Below are 15850 nucleotides of genomic sequence, written 5' to 3' on the forward strand. Positions count from 1 at the left end.
TGTTTGCACCCTGCCTAGTGGCGGGGTGTTTTTTGTATGTCCGGGTGCGGGCTGGCGATAAGATGGCCGTCAAGGTTGATAAATAAGCCGTCGCTAATCATTCGCTCCACAAGATCTTTGGTGGTGGTCCCCAGCTCTGCTGCTGCTTCTCCGATGGTTGTAAAGCTGTCGTGCTCCACCGTGCCCGGTAGCACGCTAGGTCCGCCCCACACCTCGATAACCAGGCTGTCGTACGTGAATAACAAGCGTGCTGTCCACTCGTTGGCCTTGATAAGGCCGTTCAGGCGCTCTGTCCGGCCCGTGGCGGTGTCTCGTACCACCAGCACGCCGTCGGCCCCGTTAAGGCGCTCGTAGGCTATCATTCGCGCTCCTCTAGGTGAGCACCGGCGCTGTCGATGTGAACGGTGGTTCCCTCGGGTACCTCTGCCAGTACGTCAGCTACTCGGGCTGCTGGGATGCCTGGCGTTAGCTGCTCTAGGATACCGGCGTAGTCCTCGAAAGTGACTCTTACCGCCGGTTTGATCCCGCGCTGTTTCGCTCCGGCGTGCTCGAACTCGACGTGTACTCCGCTGTCAATGAGGTACTTGTTGCGTTCTTTGTTGCTGGCGTTTTCCCACCACTGTGCCACCGTCTGATCCGTCGGTATCCACCGCCAACCCGACGGCACAGTCTCAACCTGCTCTAGTTCGTCTAACCGGGCCTGAATCTCTTCAATCTGAGTAGTTAGGCTGTTGAACGCCGCAGATCCCGGGCGCTGGCGGGCTAGCACCCCTGCCACCGCGTCCATACTGTCGTGCAGTTCTTCTATCTCGGTGGACACGTCGTTACCCTCCTGCCACACACGGACAGTGCGAACACTGTCCCCGAACAGTCCTAAGAATGTGTCCGTAACAACCCCCTCGATCCACCCAGCGTTAACCGTAACCTGCTTGTCAGAGCACACTGGTACCGTCGATGCCACTGTTTGGCAGCGGTAGACGTTCTGCCTACCCTGTTTTTCTCTCTTGTAGTGGTAGGCCTTTCTCCCGCACACCCCACAGAACAGCACGCCCAACAACAGTGAATCACCAGCACCAGTAGTACCGTTTCCCCCGCTACGGGTGCTTAAGAGCTTTTGAATAGCGTCAAAATCCTCGCGTGACATAACCGGCTCAGCCCGTTGTAGCGGTCGATTATCCGGGCCTAGGACTAGGTGCTCATTCTCGTATGTCCGGCTCCCCTTAGCGTCCCTAGCGGGCCTGTTGTGCGCGTCCAGAATCTCGTCCTGGGCGGTGACAAGGCCTAGCAGGGTTGGCTTTTCCAACATTCTTATTAGGGCTGACGTAGACCAAAACAGCCCCCGCATAGGCCTACCATTGCGCTTGTGGTTTAGATCCCTGACTGTGGGCACCCCGTCGGCGTTAAGTTCTTTGCATACCGCAGTGACAGACTTATTTTCGTGTAGCAGCGCGTGAACTACCCGGTCGATAGTCTTAGTTTGTTCCGGATCAGGCTCTAGCACCCAATTGCCCTGTTCGTTTTGCACCGGGCGATAACCCCACGGTGGAAGACTCCCGCGATAGTGCCCCGAGTTGATTCTGTGGCGCTGGTCGGCCCGTGTGCGCTCTCTGATAGCTTCAAGCTCCAGCTCCGCGAAAGCACCCACCATTGAAATCATGAGTTTGCCCTCAGCCTTAGTGGTGTCAAACATCTGTTCGGTGGCGGAAACGAGTGTCACCCCGTTTTCTCCGGCCCAAATCAACAGCTCCCACAGCTGAGTGACAGAACGAACTAGCCTGTCCATCCGCCAGAACACGAGCACGTCGAACTCGCGCGAACGTCCAGGATCACCCTTGTGTTTGCCTATCCACTCAGACAGCCCGGCGCGTTGCCACGGGTTACGTCCTCCGGCGGACACGTTCACGTCCCGGGCTACGCCGACAACCTCCCACCCCTCGGCTTCACACTTCTCCCGGCAGTATTGTTCCTGGCGTTCTATCGACGTAGAGTTTTCCACCTCGCGCGATAGGCGCGTTACGATCACTGCTCTAGCTGGCCGTTTACTCACAAGATCCTCCTAACTCTTGGAATTATAGCCGGTATCAAAATCTTGTAGGTGAGTACTCGGTGATAAGCGCGCCGTCAGCGGCAACAATGCGGTCAAAAAGCCGCTCGTTGCGTCGCGGATACGTCACACCTGGGCCGCATGCTGCCACCACCACCGTCGGGGTGCGCGCGGCGAGTGCTGCCTCGTGCGCGACAGTATCAATGCCGATAGCGCCACCGGAGACCACCGTGTAGCGGTGCTTTGCCACCGCCGTCACAAGGTTTTGGGTGGCCTGGTGGCCGTACGTGGTCGCGGCCCGTGTGCCCACAAATGCCACCGACTGGTCGAAGAGCTCAGCCAGGTTGGTCGAGCCCCGCACCCACAGGGCGTGTGGCGCGGCACCGTCGGCAATAGCGGTCTCCATATTTTCCCGGCTTGCGTAGGCTCCTCGTACAAACGAGTCATGGACCTGCGCGGTCGGCCACCCAGGCGAATCGGGGGTGAGCAATGCGTAGCCCAGCGAGTGGGCCTGCTTCAGGTCTTCAGCGGGTCGATCCCAGTCGTAGCGTCGCTCGGTCGTTGCACGTAGCGGGCCAAGCCACGAGGCTCGGGTACGCACCCCTCGAGCAATTTCATCGGCGTCGCGCCCGGCGCGCAGCATTTCCTGCAGGTGCGTTGATGGGCCCTCGATGACGCGTGACAGGTAGGCCCAGGATTCCAGTTTGCTCATGCTGCGTGCTCCTCAGGTTGTGGAGCGTGCATCTCACACGCTCGCGCGACGTGGTCAATGTCGGGGACGGGTGCTTCCTCAAGGTCCGCGAGCGTCCAGGCGAGTTTGAGCACCTTATCTACCCCGCGCTGCGTCAGCTCGCCGTGGCTGAGACGGTTGGCAAGGAAGACCATGCCGGTCTCGTCGGCGGGGAATTCGCGGCGGATCAGTGTGGAAGCCACCTTCGTGTTCGTCCGTGCACTGCACCCAGCGTTGCGCCAGCGGTGCGCCGCGCGTTCGCGCGCCTGGGCGACACGTTGCGCAATCACCGCGCTCGGCTCCGCGTCCTGCGGGCTGAGCACGGCTGATGCAGCTGTGGTTCGGACAAAGACGTCCAACCGATCTCGCAGCGGACCAGAAATGTTTGCCAGGTGCCGCGCCCGCTCGCTTGGGTGGCAACGGCACTGCTCCGGCTCTCGCCCACACGGGCACGGATTCGCAGCCAGGATGAGCTGGAATTGTGCGGGGAAGACCACGGTCCGCTTGCCTCGGGTCAGGCGGACCTCGTGCTGCTCGAGCGGGATACGTAGCGTATCGAGCACGCGAGCCGGGATCTCAGATGCCTCGTCCAAAAACAGCACGCCGTGATGTGCCTGGCTGACCGCGCCGGGCAGCGGTGTGTGCGGTCCCCCGCCGAGCAGCATGGCTTTGGTCAGTGAGGGGTGCGGGGCGATAAACGGCCGGCCCGTCACCACCTCGCCGCGGGCGATGCCTGCGGCTTGGTGTAGCGAGGTGCATTCGATGCGCTCGTGCTGGTTCAGTGGCGGCAGGATGGAGGGAAGCCGCTCGGCGAGCATGGATTTACCAGATCCAGGTGGGCCCACCATCATCACGTGGTGGCCACCTGCTGCGGCGACCTCGAAGGCTGCGCGCTCGTGAGCTTGTCCGGCAATGTCGCGAAAGTCTGGGGCGGCTGAAGCTCCTACTGCTTCTGTGTCAGACGGTCCCGTGGAGTCTATGGCGTGTGGGTCGACAGGTTCCAGCAACGGGCCGTCGATAAGCCAGCTCCACACCTGGCTCAACGAATCGGCCATCACAATCCTGGGGTCGCCGAGGAGTGCGGCCTCGCGCGCATTGGCGCGGGGAATGACGATGGTCTCGATGTCTGGGCGCAGACGCGCCTGCAACAACATCGGCAAAATTGCCTCGACACGTCGCAGCGAAGCGTCGAGGGCGAGTTCGCCCACAAGCATGGTCGAGCGCAGACGGCGCTGCGCACGCGGGTCAAGGCTGCCCAGCACCGCGACCGCAACCGGCAGATCAAAGTGCGAGCCGGCCTTTGGCAGGTGCGCGGGCGAAAGGGAGACCATAATCTTCGTGCGCGGCCACGACAGCGATGCGTTGGCAATTGCCGTGCGGATGCGCTCCCGCGATTCCTTGACCGCCGCATCGCCCAGGCCAACCATGTGCATCCCCGGCAGGCCAGGGCCAACGTTGGCCTCCACCGTCACGGGGTGCGCGTGCACACCCTCCACGGTCGCGGTTTGTGTACTAGCAAGCGCCATCTTCGGCCCCCTCGAAACGCTGGAGGGCGAACCCGGTGCCGTCGAAAAGCGCTTCCACAACGTCAAAGCGCACTTCCCTGTGGCCCTCGTGCACATTGCGCCCAAGCCACTCCGCAGCGCAGCGCCGCATCGTCGCGAGCTTCTTCGACGTCACCGCCTCCGCGGCCCCGAACGCCGCGCCGCGACGTGTTTTCACCTCGATGCAGACGATTGCCCCATCAGGCGCGAGCATCACAATGTCGAGCTCACCAGATTTGCACCGCGCGCGGTGCTCGATGAGCAGATAGCCGGCGTCCTCATACCAGGCGATCGCGCTGGCCTCCCCGGCGTAGCCGAGCTCGTACTGGTCGGCGAACGGTGTGTCCGCCACGTGTGTGTAGTGGTGCATTGCCCCTCCCAAAGTCACTCGATTGTCCGGAGCGCGTGTGCGCTCCCCTATCTAGTTAGACTCCGAAAAAGGGGCCTCGGTTCCCTCACAGGGAAAAATAGTTGGGTGGAAAAGCAGGGTTAAGCGACAAAATGCGTGCTTCTTGAGCTATGGATTCCCGGTCTTACCTCCGGCTACGGCGGGAAAGTGCTCGTTGAATCGGGATTCCTGGCTTGCAACGTGAAGGTCCACCACTTCAGTCATGAGATGCGCTACAAGCACGGGCACGTCCGTTGGGCTGGTGCAGATACTCCACTCGCGCGCGTCGTCCCACCGATGCGCGCGGAGCCAGGCATCAACACTGACAGGAGTGAACTGGTCGAGGAACCTGGCGCGGTGATCCCGCCATGCTTGGGCCACATCCAGCTCGGGCCCTGAGCACGGTTCAGCCAACAGGGCGGCGTGCTCGATACGGACTGCCTTGAAATAACGCACTGTTTGCTCGGCGCTGGCGCACAGATACCAGTCGCTGCCGGCCGACACCAGACCATGCGGCTCCACCACCAGCTCCTGCACACGTACGGCTTGGCGTGAACGATACGTCAACCGCAACCGCTGACGGGCGAACACGCCTCCTTGGACGGTTACGAAGGCCTCCCCAGGTTGCAGCGCACCAGGTTGCGGCAACCAGCCGTGCGGATCAACCACGATCCGCGACGCAACCTCCAGACTCTGACCACGATGCGCCTCGAGAACCGCAGCCAGCAGCTTGCGCACCTCCGAGGCTAACGCATCACCCAGCCCAATCGAATCCGGGCCCCACGACGAGATCGCAGCGAACAACGCGTGGCTCTCGTCCTCGGATAGCGCTGTGACATCAGTGCGGTAGCCCGGCATTAGGCGGACCCCGCCGTGGGGCCGCGCTCGCAGTACACCGGCACTCCAGCAGCCGAAAGGGCTTCCACATCTCGCGGCACGTTACGACGCGACACCTCCAGCCACTGCGCCAGCTCTGCCGTCGAGAGCCCGCCATGGGTACGCAGCAGCCAGATCATCGCCAACAACCGATCCGCCCGCATGGCCCCAACCCTCGCACGCATACATGACAGAAGACGTCATCTATCCCCTTAACGTCGTGATCCAAGCAACCAGACTGCCCCCATGGGGCCCACAAGGAGAACCGCCATGACAGACTTCGCACCCACCAGCGTGATCCTCTACGTCACCGACGTCGAGGCCAGCACCACCTTCTACCGCCAAGCCCTGAACAAGGAGCCCATCGAGACCTTCGACGACTTCGCAGTGTTAGCCTCACCGAGGACGTCACCATCTGAATCCAGACCCGCGACCAGATCGACCCCGCCGCCACCGGCACACCCGGCAGCGTCGAACTATCCATGAGCTACGCCCCCGACGATGAGGTCGACCAGCTCTACCAAGACTGGACAACACTTGACTTCCCCATCGCGCTGGAACCCACCACCCTGGAGCTCGGCTACACCTTCGTCGCCTCCGACCCCGATGGATACCGCCTCCGCGTCTGCGCCACCGACACCACCAACCTTTAGGGGTCTTGCTGACATTCCCCCGCTGAGGCCCAAAGCGCACTCGGTTTGGAGGGCGAGGCGAGGAGAGCGCTGATTCCGTCGGCAAGTATCTCCTGCGGGCTGATGTGGTGCGTCGCGTGGAGTCGCGCATAGGTGGGAGCCTGCTCAGGGTCGATGGCGACGCGCTTCTCGTCGGCTGCCATAGGAGCGGTCAGGGAGGCGCCGATCACCAGGTTGGACAATCGGTAGGCAGTTCCCAGCGGATCCGGGGCACCCGCTTGTTCGAGCAGGACGCACATCCGCTCGGAAAGGGCCAGGTACGCCGGGCCCCTGGGAGCGCGCATACCGATGACCTGACCGGCCCACCGGTGGGTCGTGAGGTGCGTGAAGAAGGCGTCCATCAGGGCAGGCAGGTCGGCGTTGCGGATCGACTCGGACATCACGGCATCGTCTGCAAGCGCTGTGTCGAGGGCGAGGTCAAACAGATCGTCGACGGATTCGACGCGGGAGTACAGGCTGGCTGGAGCGACACCCACCTGTTGCGCCACAGATCGCAGGGTGAGGGCCCTCAACCCGCCTTCGTCCAGCAGCCTTACCGATGCCCTCGCAACCTCGACGATGTCCACTGCGCGGAGGCGTTGCACAGGTTTGCGGTGTTCCCAGTAGCTCACCCCACCAACCTAACCAAACACGCTTCAGTTAGCTATCCAATCTATGTTAGGTTTAGTGCATGCTGGATTCCACCACCCTCCCGATCACCTTTGAGAACACTCGCCTACGCCCCCTCTCTGAGCTGGATGCAGACGCGTATGCAGCCGGCACCAAGGATGAAGCTGTGCGGCGCTTCGGCCACCTACCCGAGTCCGACTACACCCCAGAGTCCGTGCGACGGATGATCCGTGACGAGGTTGCTGAGGGTCTGTCGGCCGGCACGCTGGCAGTCCTCGCGCTTGTCGATGCCGAGACGGACCGGTTTGTGGGCTCCTTGGTGATCTTCGATGTCAGCTCCGAGGTTGCCGAGGTCGGGTTCTGGATTCATCCGGATGCGCGGGGAGCAGGGCACGCTCGTCGGGGCCTGGAGTTGGCATCGCGCTTCGCACGCAACAGTGGACTGCGAACCTTGACAGCACGCACGCTCCTGGAGAACAAGGCCTCCCAGAGGTGCTTGACGAACGCAGGGTTCCGTGAGGTCGAGCGAGCCGTCGGGACCACGCCCGCAGGACAGCAGGAGGAGTTGTTCCACTACCGGCGCGATCTCAAGCCCACCGCCCAGTGGCCATTGGTGACGGAGCGACTCCATCTCCGTCCGCATAACGCCGACGATGCCGAATGGCTTCACGAGCTGTACTCGCGACCCGACGTTGCCCGCTACCTGTTGGACGAGCCATGGACCGCGGAAGTCACGCGCAAAAAACTCGCCGAGCGGCTAGCGAAGACCAGCATCGATGGCGAGACTGGTGCGCTTGCGCTGGTCATAGAGCATGGCGGCGTCGCGATCGGAGACGTCGCCCTCTGGCTCACCGATCACGAGCACCGTCAAGGCGAGATCGGGTGGGTTCTCGACCCGGCGCACGGTGGGCAAGGTTTCGCCAGCGAAGCAGTCCGAGCAGTACTCGCCCTCGGGTTCGACCACTACAAGCTCCACCGCGTCACCGCGCAGATGGATGCTCGCAACAGCGCCTCGGCAGCACTCGCTCGTCGTGTCGGGTTCCGGCTCGAAGCACATCACGTCCAGGACTGGTTCAGCAAGGGCGAATGGACCGACACCCTCATCTACGCGCGACTTGCCTCCGAGCACATGCGCCAATGATCGGGAGTCTGACTTTCATGCTCCTTGTACGCGGCTCTCAAATCTACCGCGCTCTGACGACGTATCGGCAACGCGCGCGCCCCGTCACACCGCTCACTGATGGGCATGCCAAGTGCCCGCACTGTGGTCAAGAAGTCGAGATCGCTGCCGTGTTGATGATTCCAAACGCTGCTTCCTTTTGACGATTCTGCTCGTCTTTGGAAGCAACGCATGGTCTGATCTCAGCGCACCTGCTAGGCCGGGTATGACACGTCGGGTTCGTTGGGTTCCTGGCGGTCACTGTAGGGATTCCTTGTTATCCGTCTTCTAGTGCTGGTGGTTCCGGCTTACCTGATGGTCACCGGGTCTAGTTAGACTCCGAAAAAGGGGCCCAGGTTCCCTCACAGGGAAAAATAGTTGGGAGGAAAAGCACAACGCCCGGCCGAAAAGTCGGCCAGGCGCTGCAGAAATCCCTGTGCGTATGGAGTGAAAAATCTAGCGGTCCGGGAATGTCAGATCCGGCTTGTCCAGCTCCTCAATGTTGACGTCCTTGTACGTGATTACTCGGACGTAGCGGACGAAACGCACTGCGCGGTACATGTCCCACACCCAGCAGTCGGACATGCGGACCTCGTAGTAGACATCCTTGCCCTCAGCGTGCGGGATCAGCTCTACCGCGTTGGCCAGGTAGAAGCGGCGGTCAGTCTCAACGACGTAGGAGAACTGGCTGGCCACATCCCTGTACTCGCGGTACAGCGAGAGCTCAACTTCGGCCTCGTAATTGTCCAGTTCCTCAGCGCTCATGCAAGCACCCCTTTTTCGTAAACCTCGTGCGCCTGTTTGACGTTGGCATAACTATAACGGTGCTCACACGTTGCACCGTGGCGGCGCACCGCATCCATGTGGACCTTCGTCCCGTACCCCTTGTGCCCCTCCAACCCATAGCCGGGAAAGTCCTGTGCCATCTGGGTAATCAGCCGGTCCCTGCTCACCTTTGCCAGCACGCTAGCCGCGGCAATACAGCGAGCAGCGGCATCCCCGCCCACCACGGGCAGCTGCGGAACGGTCAGGCCCGGGACGCGGAAGCCGTCCATGAGCACGTAGCCGGGCCGTACCTGAAGCCGCGCGATCGCTCGCCGGGCTCCGTCGAGGTTCGCAGCCTGAATGCCGCGACGATCAATCTCCGCGGCGGAAATGTGCACGATGGCGTAGGCAAGGCTGTGATGGCGGATCGGATCGAACAACGACTCCCGGCGCCGGGCAGTCAACTTCTTCGAGTCGGTGAGGCCTTCGAGCTGGCGCAGCGGTGCCGGCGGAAGCACGCACGCAGCAATGGTGATCGGGCCGAAGCATGCGCCCCGTCCCGCCTCGTCCACCCCCGCGACCGGCCCGAACCCTGCTTTATCCAGGGCTACCTCGTAGGTGCGCAGCTGTTTGAGCCTGCGAACGCGAGTCATGCGCGGTGGACCGTCCTACTGCTGGATGTCCATGCTTTCCACCCCACCAAAGCGGTTGAGCGGGAAGACAATGCCAAGCACTTTGCCGCGGATGTTCTCGCGCGGGATCGTGCCCTCTAGCCCGTCACCCATGTGGTAGCGCGAGTCGGAAGAGTTGGTGCGGTTATCGCCCATCATGAAGTAGTGGTCCTCCGGCACCTCAACTGGCCCGAAGTAGGGTCCACCGCAGGCCTCAGAGCCAGAGGAAGGGTCCACCGGATAAAACGGCGGAGACAAGGTGTAATCCTGCTGAATCGGTGCGCCGTCGACCATCACGGCTGTGTCTCCCTCTTGGCACGAAACCGTCTGCCCACCCTCGGCGATGATGCGCTTGACCAGGGTGTTTTCGTCCTTCGGTACCAGGCCCACCCAGGAGCCGACCTCCTGGATGCCACGCACGACGGTGTTGTCCGAACGGTTGGTGGAAAAGCCGGTATTCCAAGAATCGGTGCCCTTGAACACGATCACATCACCCGGCTCAGGGTCGTTGAAGGCGTAGGTGAGCTTCTCCACGAAGATGCGGTCCCCCGACCCGTTCTCGCCGTGCAGGGTGGGCTCCATTGAGCCGGACGGAATCACATACAGCCGCCCGATGAAGGTCTGGATGAGGAAGATGAATACCAGCGTCAGCGCGATCACCATCGGGATTTCGATGTACCACGGCATCTCCTTGGAGGCCTTTTCACTGGCCCCGTTCTCAGCAGTCTGCCCGGCAGACTCCGCCTGTGCTGCGTCGCGCTGCGGCGTAGCAGCCGCGTCTTGCCGAGGCTGTGCAGCGGGAGCTGCGGGCACTGCAGGCACTGTGGTGTCGCGGGGGTACTCCGGCTCAGGCGTTGAGCCGCTTGGCTGTCCGTTCACGTTGGTCACCTCGCATACTCTAGCAGCGCCGTGCGTCCCACCAACAAAATGCAAAACGCCCCGCGCACCGAATTGTGTCGGTGTGCGGGGCGTCGGAGTCGCAGCTTAGCGACGCTCCTTAATACGAGCTGCCTTACCGCGCAGGTCGCGCATGTAGTACAGCTTCGCACGGCGAACGTCACCCTTGCGAACGACCTCGATCTTCTCAATGTTCGGGGAGTGTACCGGGAAGGTACGCTCAACGCCGATACCGAAGGAGACCTTACGCACGGTGAAGGTCTCGCGGATGCCGCCACCCTGGCGACGCACAACGAAGCCAGTGAAGACCTGGGTACGGGTCACCGAACCCTCGATCACCTTCACGTGCACGTCAAGCGTGTCGCCGGCGCGGAAGTCCGGGATGTCATCGCGCAGCTGACCTGCGTCTACAAGATCAATAATGCCGTTGCTCATATGAAGCAATCCTTTACGTTTAAGGACAGAGGACCCTAGCGGCTTCTCCCAAACGGGCGCTCGGCTGGTTCATGTCGCCTACAACAACTCGAAAAAGCTTACATAAGCCCGGGTCATTTACCAAATCCCGCTCGCTTCAGCGCGTCCGCCATCGACCCGCCTTGGGCCCGCTTATCGACGCCACCGCGCCCCCTCCCACCGCGTCGCTGCTTCCCGCCCCGCTGCTGCTTGCCGCCGGGCTTTCCGGCGGGCTTGCCGCCGCCGCGCTTGGGGTCCTGCCCGGGTTCGTCGTCAAGCCTCAAGCTCAGGCCGATGCGCTGACGCTCAACGTCGACCTCCATGACCTTCACCTTGACTACCTCGCCGGAGCGCACCACGTCGTGCGGGTCCGAGACGAACTGCTTGCTCATCGCGGAGACGTGGACCAGGCCGTCCTGGTGCACCCCGACGTCAACGAACGCGCCAAACGCGGCGACGTTGGTCACGGTGCCCTCGAGGATCATGCCCGGGGTCAAGTCGCTGACCTTGTTCACGCCTTCCTTAAACGTGGCCGTCTTGAACTCCGGGCGCGGGTCGCGGCCCGGCTTATCCAGCTCGGCGATGATGTCGGTCACGGTGGGCACGCCGAAGGTCTCGTCGGCGAAGTCGGCGGGCTTGAGCTTGGTCAGCACGGCACTGTTGCCGATGAGCCCCTTGGTGTCTAGCCCCGTCGCCGCGGCAATCCGCTCAACCACGGGGTACGCCTCGGGGTGCACCGCCGACGCGTCGAGGGGGTTCGCGGCGCCCTGCACGCGCAAAAAGCCAGCGGACTGCTCGAACGCCTTCGGGCCCAGGCGCGGCACCTTGCCGAGCTCCTTGCGCGAGGTGAAGGAGCCGTGCTCGTCGCGGTAGGCAACGATGTTCTTCGCAATAGTGGCGCTCACGCCTGCCACGCGCTCGAGCAGCGGCGCGGATGCCGTGTTGAGATCCACGCCGACCGAGTTCACCGCGTCCTCCACGACCGCGTCCAGGGTGCGGGCGAGCGCGGCCTGGTTCACGTCGTGCTGGTACTGGCCCACGCCGATGGACTTCGGGTCGACCTTCACCAGCTCCGCGAGCGGGTCCTGCAGGCGGCGCGCGATGGAGACGGCAGAGCGCAGGGAAACGTCCATGTCCGGGAACTCCTCGGCCGCAATCGGGCTCGCAGAGTAGACGGACGCGCCGGACTCGGAGACCACGACCGGGGTCGGGCGCTGCCCGCCCGCCTGAGCGATAAGATCCGCGACCTCGCCGGCGAGCTTTTCCGACTCACGGCTGGCGGTGCCGTTGCCCACCGCGATGAGCTCCACACCGTGTTGCGCGCAGAGCGTGGACAGGGTCTGCACCGCCTGCTGCCACTGGTTCTGCGGCTGGTGCGGATAGACGATCGTGGTGTCGAGGACCTTGCCGGTGCCGTCGATGACCGCGCACTTCACGCCGTTGCGATACCCCGGGTCCAGGGCGAGGGTGGACCGCTGGCCCGCCGGGGCGGCCAGCAGCACGTCTCGCAGGTTCGTCTTGAAGATCTCGAGGGCACCCTCTTCCGCTTTCTCCTTCAAACGCACGCGGGTATCCAGGTTTGCGGAGACCTGCAGTTTCGTGCGCCACCCCCACTTCACTGCCTTGGCCAGCCACTCGCTGTCTTTCACCGGCAGGTCGAAGCGCTCGGCGATCATGCCCTCGTAGACGGACTCGTCGCCCGCATCCAGATCCAGTGTGAGCACGCCTTCGTTCTCGCCGCGCAGCAGCGCCAGGATGCGGTGCGACGGCAGGGATTCGAACGGCTCGTTGAAGTCGAAGTAGTCCTTAAACTTAGCGCCTTCGGCTTCTTTGCCTTCCACGACGCCAGAGCGCATCGTGCCTGTGGTGTAGAGGCGCTCGCGTACCTCGCCGACCAGGTCCGCGTCGGTGGCAAACCTGTCCACCAGGATTGCGCGGGCCCCGTCGAGGGCCGATTTCGTGTCCTCGAAGCCCTCGCAGAGGAACTTTTCGGCCAGAATTGCGGGGTCGGACGTGGGAGCGTCGATAAGCAACTGCTCGAGCTCCTCAAGGCCTGCCTCGCGCGCAATATCCGCCTTGGTCTTGCGGCGCTTCTTGTACGGGAGGTAAAGGTCCTCCACGCGGGCCTTCGTGTCGGCGTCGAGGATGGCGCGCTTGAGCTCGTCGGTGAGCTTGCCCTGCTCCTCGATCGCCTCGATGACCGCCTGCTTGCGCTCCTCAAGCTCCACGAGGTACGTGTGACGCTCCTCGATGTGGCGCAGCTGCGCGTCGTCGAGGCCGCCCGTTGCCTCCTTGCGGTAGCGGGCAATGAACGGGACCGTGTTGCCCTCGGCGAGCAGCTTCAGCGCCGCCTCGACCTGGGATGGTTGTACGTTGAGTTCTGTCGCGATGGTCGCTGCGAGAGATGTCATTCGTGTGAGTCTAGCGACCGCGTCGTGCCCACCCACTGGGTACCCCGCGGCAGCGCGGCCACCACGGCCTTAGTCGCCTCAGCGTTGCTCAGCGTGGTGCGCCCGGTGATCTCGAGCTGGCACAGCGGCTCTGCGGGCGCGCGCCCGTGCTCCTGCTCGTAGACCTGCTCGAGCATCGACGGCTCGAAGCAAACGGGACCTTTCCGCTCGGTGAGCGTGGCGTTGTCAATGCGGTAGCCGACCTTGGCGAGCTCGCGGCGCAACCGCTTGCGCACCTTCGACCAGCTTCGGGGGTCGAGGAGGACATCGAGGCCGGTGATCACTGGGCGGGAATCGAGGTAAAAGGTGTCCTCGTCGGTGAGCTCGTCGCGCTCGCGTGCGCGGGCGACAAGGTCCGGGCGTACCGCCTGCGTGCGGGAGAGCGATGCTTGCCGACGCCACCGCTCCACCTTGCCGTGATCGCCGGAAAAAAGGACCTCCGGGGCATCAATCCCGCGCCAGCTGCGCGGCTTGGTGTAGCTGGGGGCCTCGAGCAGCCCGTCGGAAAAGCTGTCGTCCTCGTGGCTTTGCGTATTGCCCAGCACGCCGGGGATCAGTCGGGTCACGGCCTCTGCGATGACAAGGGTGGCCACCTCACCGCCGATGAGCACGTAATCTCCGATGGACACCTCGCGAACGCGGTAACGTGTTGCTGCGTCCTCGAAGACGCGCTGGTCGATGCCCTCGTAGCGCCCGCACGCGACAACGATGTGGCGCTCGCGCGACCACGCCTGGGCATCCGCCTGCGAAAACGGCGTGCCCGCCGGGGTGGGCACGAGCAGCAGCGGGGCGTCCGGGTCCTCGCCGTCGCGGACGTCGCGCGCGTCGTACGGCCGCGGGGCGACGTCGTTTCGCTGGTCGTGGCGCACCTTATCGTTCCTGTGCGCCGCCGCGGTCGTGAGCTCATCCGTATTGGAGGTGCCCGCGGCGACCGCGTCTAGCGCCGGGCCCCACACGTCCGGCTTCATCACCATGCCGGGGCCTCCGCCAAGTGGCGGGGCGTCCACGGACTTGTGATTTCCCTGCCCCCAGTCGCGCAGATTGTGCACGCCGACCTGCAGGATTCCTTGCTCGATGGCCTTGCCCAACAGCGCGTGGCGCAGCGGTTCCAGGTATTCGGGGAAAATGGTGATGACGTCCAGTCGCAGCTGCGGGATGTGGCTAGACATCGAGCAGCCCCTCCGGCGGGGTGATGGTCAGGTAGCCCTGCTCCAGGTCCACCTCCGGGACGATGTCCATGACGAAGGGGATGAGCACTTCCCTGCCCTGGTAGTCCACTTCGAGGATCTTGCGGTTCGGAGTGTCCATGATGCCGGTGACCTCGCCAATACGCGCTCCGTCCATGCGGACTTCAAGGCCAGTGAGCTCGTGGTCGTAGTAGCCGTCTTCGTCCGCATCGTGTTCGAGCGGTTCGGCGTAAAACTTCATGCCACGCAGGCTGTCGGCAGCGGTGCGGTCGGGGATCTCCTCGAAGCTGACCAGGAGCCGCTTCTGGTGCGGGCGCATCGTCTTGACGGTGAGCTGCTGTTCCTTCCCGGCCTGCTTGCCGGTCAGGGACTCACCGACGGCGAAGTGCACATCCGGATCATCCGTCGTGACCTCGACGGCGACCTCGCCTTTGATGCCGTGGGATTTCACGACCTTTCCTATGTTGAGCTGCATAATCAGCAAGCCTAACACGGGCGTTCAGTGGACCAGAGTCGCCGGTTTGCGCACCAACGCCCTCACCGGAGCACCGAGCGCGCGTCAACACTGCCCCACAGCAACGAACAAACCCCCGCGCGCCAGGTGGCGCAGCGGGGGCTCATGCAATGCGAGAGACGCTTAGTTCTCCTCGGACTCCTCAGCCTTCTCCTCGGAGGACTCGGAAGCTTCCTCAGACTCAGCCTTCTCGGCAGCCTCGGCGGCGGCAGCGGCCTCAGCCTCGGCAGCAGCCTTGGCTTCCTCCTCTTCCTTCGCCTTCTTGCGCTTCTCGGTGATGGCCTCGGCGGTCGGGCCGTTGTTGGCCTCCTCGAGCGCCTCGTTGAACAGCTCGAGCTTGGACTTCTTCTCCGGAGCGACCTTCAGGGTGCCCTCGGCGCCCTCTTCGCCCTTGTGCTTCTGCCAGTCACCGGTGACCTTCAGCAGAGCGAGGACCGGCTCGGTCGGCTGCGCGCCGACGCCCAGCCAGTACTGAGCACGCTCGGAGTCGATGCGGATGAGCGACGGCTCTTCCTTCGGGTGGTAGATGCCAATGTTCTCGATGACGCGCCCGTCACGACGGGTGCGGGAGTCAGCGATGACAACACGGTACTGAGCGTTGCGGATCTTACCCACACGCTGCAGCTTGATCTTGACAGCCATGAAAAAACTTCCTTTTCGGTCACTGGGCAGTGCAGACACCCGCCCCTTGTCGGCGAGCCGGTTCAACCCTTCTTCTTTACCCTGCGCGTGACTGGCCGGCCGACCGCCGCGCTCCCGACCTTCCGGGGCGCGGACCAGACGGGTCCGGCGCGTACGCAGATTGTGCTGTCCCCTGGGGCGGCAAACCACCAGGCAACCCCACACACATTACCCGGTTGAGGCACATACA

At 63.3% G+C, this 15850-nt stretch carries 19 protein-coding genes; 3 read left to right on the forward strand and 16 right to left on the reverse strand.

What is annotated here, in order from left to right; translation table 11 throughout:
• Positions 1 to 14: 14 nt before the first annotated feature.
• The 7 genes from CKJ82_RS01680 to CKJ82_RS12125 form a co-directional block, all read right to left on the reverse strand.
• Positions 15 to 362 carry a hypothetical protein gene (locus CKJ82_RS01680; protein ID WP_095536766.1) on the reverse strand — a complete coding sequence of 116 codons (348 nt, stop codon included), beginning with the start codon at positions 360 to 362 and terminating at the stop codon, positions 15 to 17.
• Positions 359 to 2047, reverse strand: coding sequence for a recombinase family protein (locus CKJ82_RS01685; protein WP_095536767.1), 1689 nt, complete (start codon positions 2045 to 2047; stop codon positions 359 to 361). Before CKJ82_RS01685 ends, CKJ82_RS01680 begins: the two co-directional genes overlap by 4 nt.
• Before the next feature lie 34 nt (positions 2048 to 2081).
• On the reverse strand, positions 2082 to 2756 hold the full coding sequence (locus CKJ82_RS01690) for a DNA-processing protein DprA (RefSeq protein ID WP_095536768.1): 675 nt from the start codon (positions 2754 to 2756) through the stop codon (positions 2082 to 2084).
• Positions 2753 to 4300, reverse strand: a complete 1548-nt coding sequence (locus CKJ82_RS01695; protein ID WP_095536769.1) for a YifB family Mg chelatase-like AAA ATPase — start codon at positions 4298 to 4300, stop codon at positions 2753 to 2755. The genes CKJ82_RS01690 and CKJ82_RS01695 overlap by 4 nt, the downstream gene beginning before the upstream one ends.
• Positions 4287 to 4688: a YraN family protein gene (locus tag CKJ82_RS01700; RefSeq protein WP_095536770.1), complete on the reverse strand. Its 402-nt coding sequence runs from the start codon at positions 4686 to 4688 to the stop codon at positions 4287 to 4289. The genes CKJ82_RS01695 and CKJ82_RS01700 overlap by 14 nt, the downstream gene beginning before the upstream one ends.
• 147 nt (positions 4689 to 4835) lie before the next feature.
• Positions 4836 to 5564 carry a helix-turn-helix transcriptional regulator gene (locus tag CKJ82_RS01705; protein WP_205691321.1) on the reverse strand — a complete coding sequence of 243 codons (729 nt, stop codon included), beginning with the start codon at positions 5562 to 5564 and terminating at the stop codon, positions 4836 to 4838.
• A complete protein-coding gene (locus CKJ82_RS12125; RefSeq protein ID WP_353959753.1) occupies positions 5564 to 5767 on the reverse strand; it encodes a helix-turn-helix transcriptional regulator in 204 nt (67 codons plus the stop codon). Before CKJ82_RS12125 ends, CKJ82_RS01705 begins: the two co-directional genes overlap by 1 nt.
• Positions 5768 to 5852: 85 nt before the next feature.
• Here CKJ82_RS12125 and CKJ82_RS11900 point away from each other — a divergent pair, with 85 nt between their 5' ends.
• Entirely contained in the window at positions 5853 to 6068 is a 216-nt protein-coding gene (locus tag CKJ82_RS11900) for a VOC family protein (RefSeq protein WP_205691334.1), read from the forward strand.
• Positions 6065 to 6235, forward strand: a complete 171-nt coding sequence (locus CKJ82_RS11905) for a VOC family protein (protein WP_205691335.1) — start codon at positions 6065 to 6067, stop codon at positions 6233 to 6235. The genes CKJ82_RS11900 and CKJ82_RS11905 overlap by 4 nt, the downstream gene beginning before the upstream one ends.
• On the opposite strand, the gene CKJ82_RS01715 is transcribed toward CKJ82_RS11905, so the two are convergent.
• Complete coding sequence (locus CKJ82_RS01715) at positions 6232 to 6885, reverse strand: TetR/AcrR family transcriptional regulator (RefSeq protein ID WP_338063591.1); 654 nt, start codon at positions 6883 to 6885, stop codon at positions 6232 to 6234. The two genes, CKJ82_RS11905 and CKJ82_RS01715, sit on opposite strands and share 4 nt — an antisense overlap.
• Before the next feature lie 59 nt (positions 6886 to 6944).
• Between CKJ82_RS01715 and CKJ82_RS01720 the strand changes: the two genes are divergently transcribed.
• A complete protein-coding gene (locus tag CKJ82_RS01720) occupies positions 6945 to 8024 on the forward strand; it encodes a GNAT family N-acetyltransferase (RefSeq protein WP_095536771.1) in 1080 nt (359 codons plus the stop codon).
• A 474-nt stretch (positions 8025 to 8498) separates the two neighbouring features.
• On the opposite strand, the gene CKJ82_RS01725 is transcribed toward CKJ82_RS01720, so the two are convergent.
• The 8 genes from CKJ82_RS01725 to rpsP form a co-directional block, all read right to left on the reverse strand.
• Positions 8499 to 8807, reverse strand: coding sequence for a DUF2469 domain-containing protein (locus tag CKJ82_RS01725; RefSeq protein WP_095536772.1), 309 nt, complete (start codon positions 8805 to 8807; stop codon positions 8499 to 8501).
• Positions 8804 to 9460 (reverse strand): ribonuclease HII, encoded by a 657-nt coding sequence (locus CKJ82_RS01730; RefSeq protein WP_095536773.1) that lies wholly within the window; start codon positions 9458 to 9460, stop codon positions 8804 to 8806. Before CKJ82_RS01730 ends, CKJ82_RS01725 begins: the two co-directional genes overlap by 4 nt.
• 15 nt (positions 9461 to 9475) lie before the next feature.
• Entirely contained in the window at positions 9476 to 10165 is a 690-nt protein-coding gene (gene lepB, locus CKJ82_RS01735; RefSeq protein ID WP_095536774.1) for a signal peptidase I, read from the reverse strand.
• Positions 10166 to 10462: 297 nt separating this feature from the next.
• A complete protein-coding gene (gene rplS, locus CKJ82_RS01740) occupies positions 10463 to 10810 on the reverse strand; it encodes a 50S ribosomal protein L19 (protein WP_095277476.1) in 348 nt (115 codons plus the stop codon).
• Positions 10811 to 10923: 113 nt separating this feature from the next.
• Positions 10924 to 13239: a Tex family protein gene (locus CKJ82_RS01745; protein WP_095536775.1), complete on the reverse strand. Its 2316-nt coding sequence runs from the start codon at positions 13237 to 13239 to the stop codon at positions 10924 to 10926.
• Positions 13236 to 14447: a tRNA (guanosine(37)-N1)-methyltransferase TrmD gene (trmD, locus tag CKJ82_RS01750; protein WP_205691339.1), complete on the reverse strand. Its 1212-nt coding sequence runs from the start codon at positions 14445 to 14447 to the stop codon at positions 13236 to 13238. The genes CKJ82_RS01745 and trmD overlap by 4 nt, the downstream gene beginning before the upstream one ends.
• On the reverse strand, positions 14440 to 14940 hold the full coding sequence (gene rimM / locus CKJ82_RS01755; RefSeq protein ID WP_095536776.1) for a ribosome maturation factor RimM: 501 nt from the start codon (positions 14938 to 14940) through the stop codon (positions 14440 to 14442). Before rimM ends, trmD begins: the two co-directional genes overlap by 8 nt.
• A gap of 162 nt (positions 14941 to 15102) precedes the next feature.
• The gene (gene rpsP / locus CKJ82_RS01760) at positions 15103 to 15621 is read right to left on the reverse strand and encodes a 30S ribosomal protein S16 (protein WP_095277491.1); all 519 of its coding nucleotides are present in this window, start codon (positions 15619 to 15621) and stop codon (positions 15103 to 15105) included.
• Between the last annotated feature and the right edge of the window lie 229 nt (positions 15622 to 15850).

The organism is Corynebacterium gottingense, assembly GCF_002285125.1.
Lineage (GTDB): Bacteria > Actinomycetota > Actinomycetes > Mycobacteriales > Mycobacteriaceae > Corynebacterium > Corynebacterium gottingense.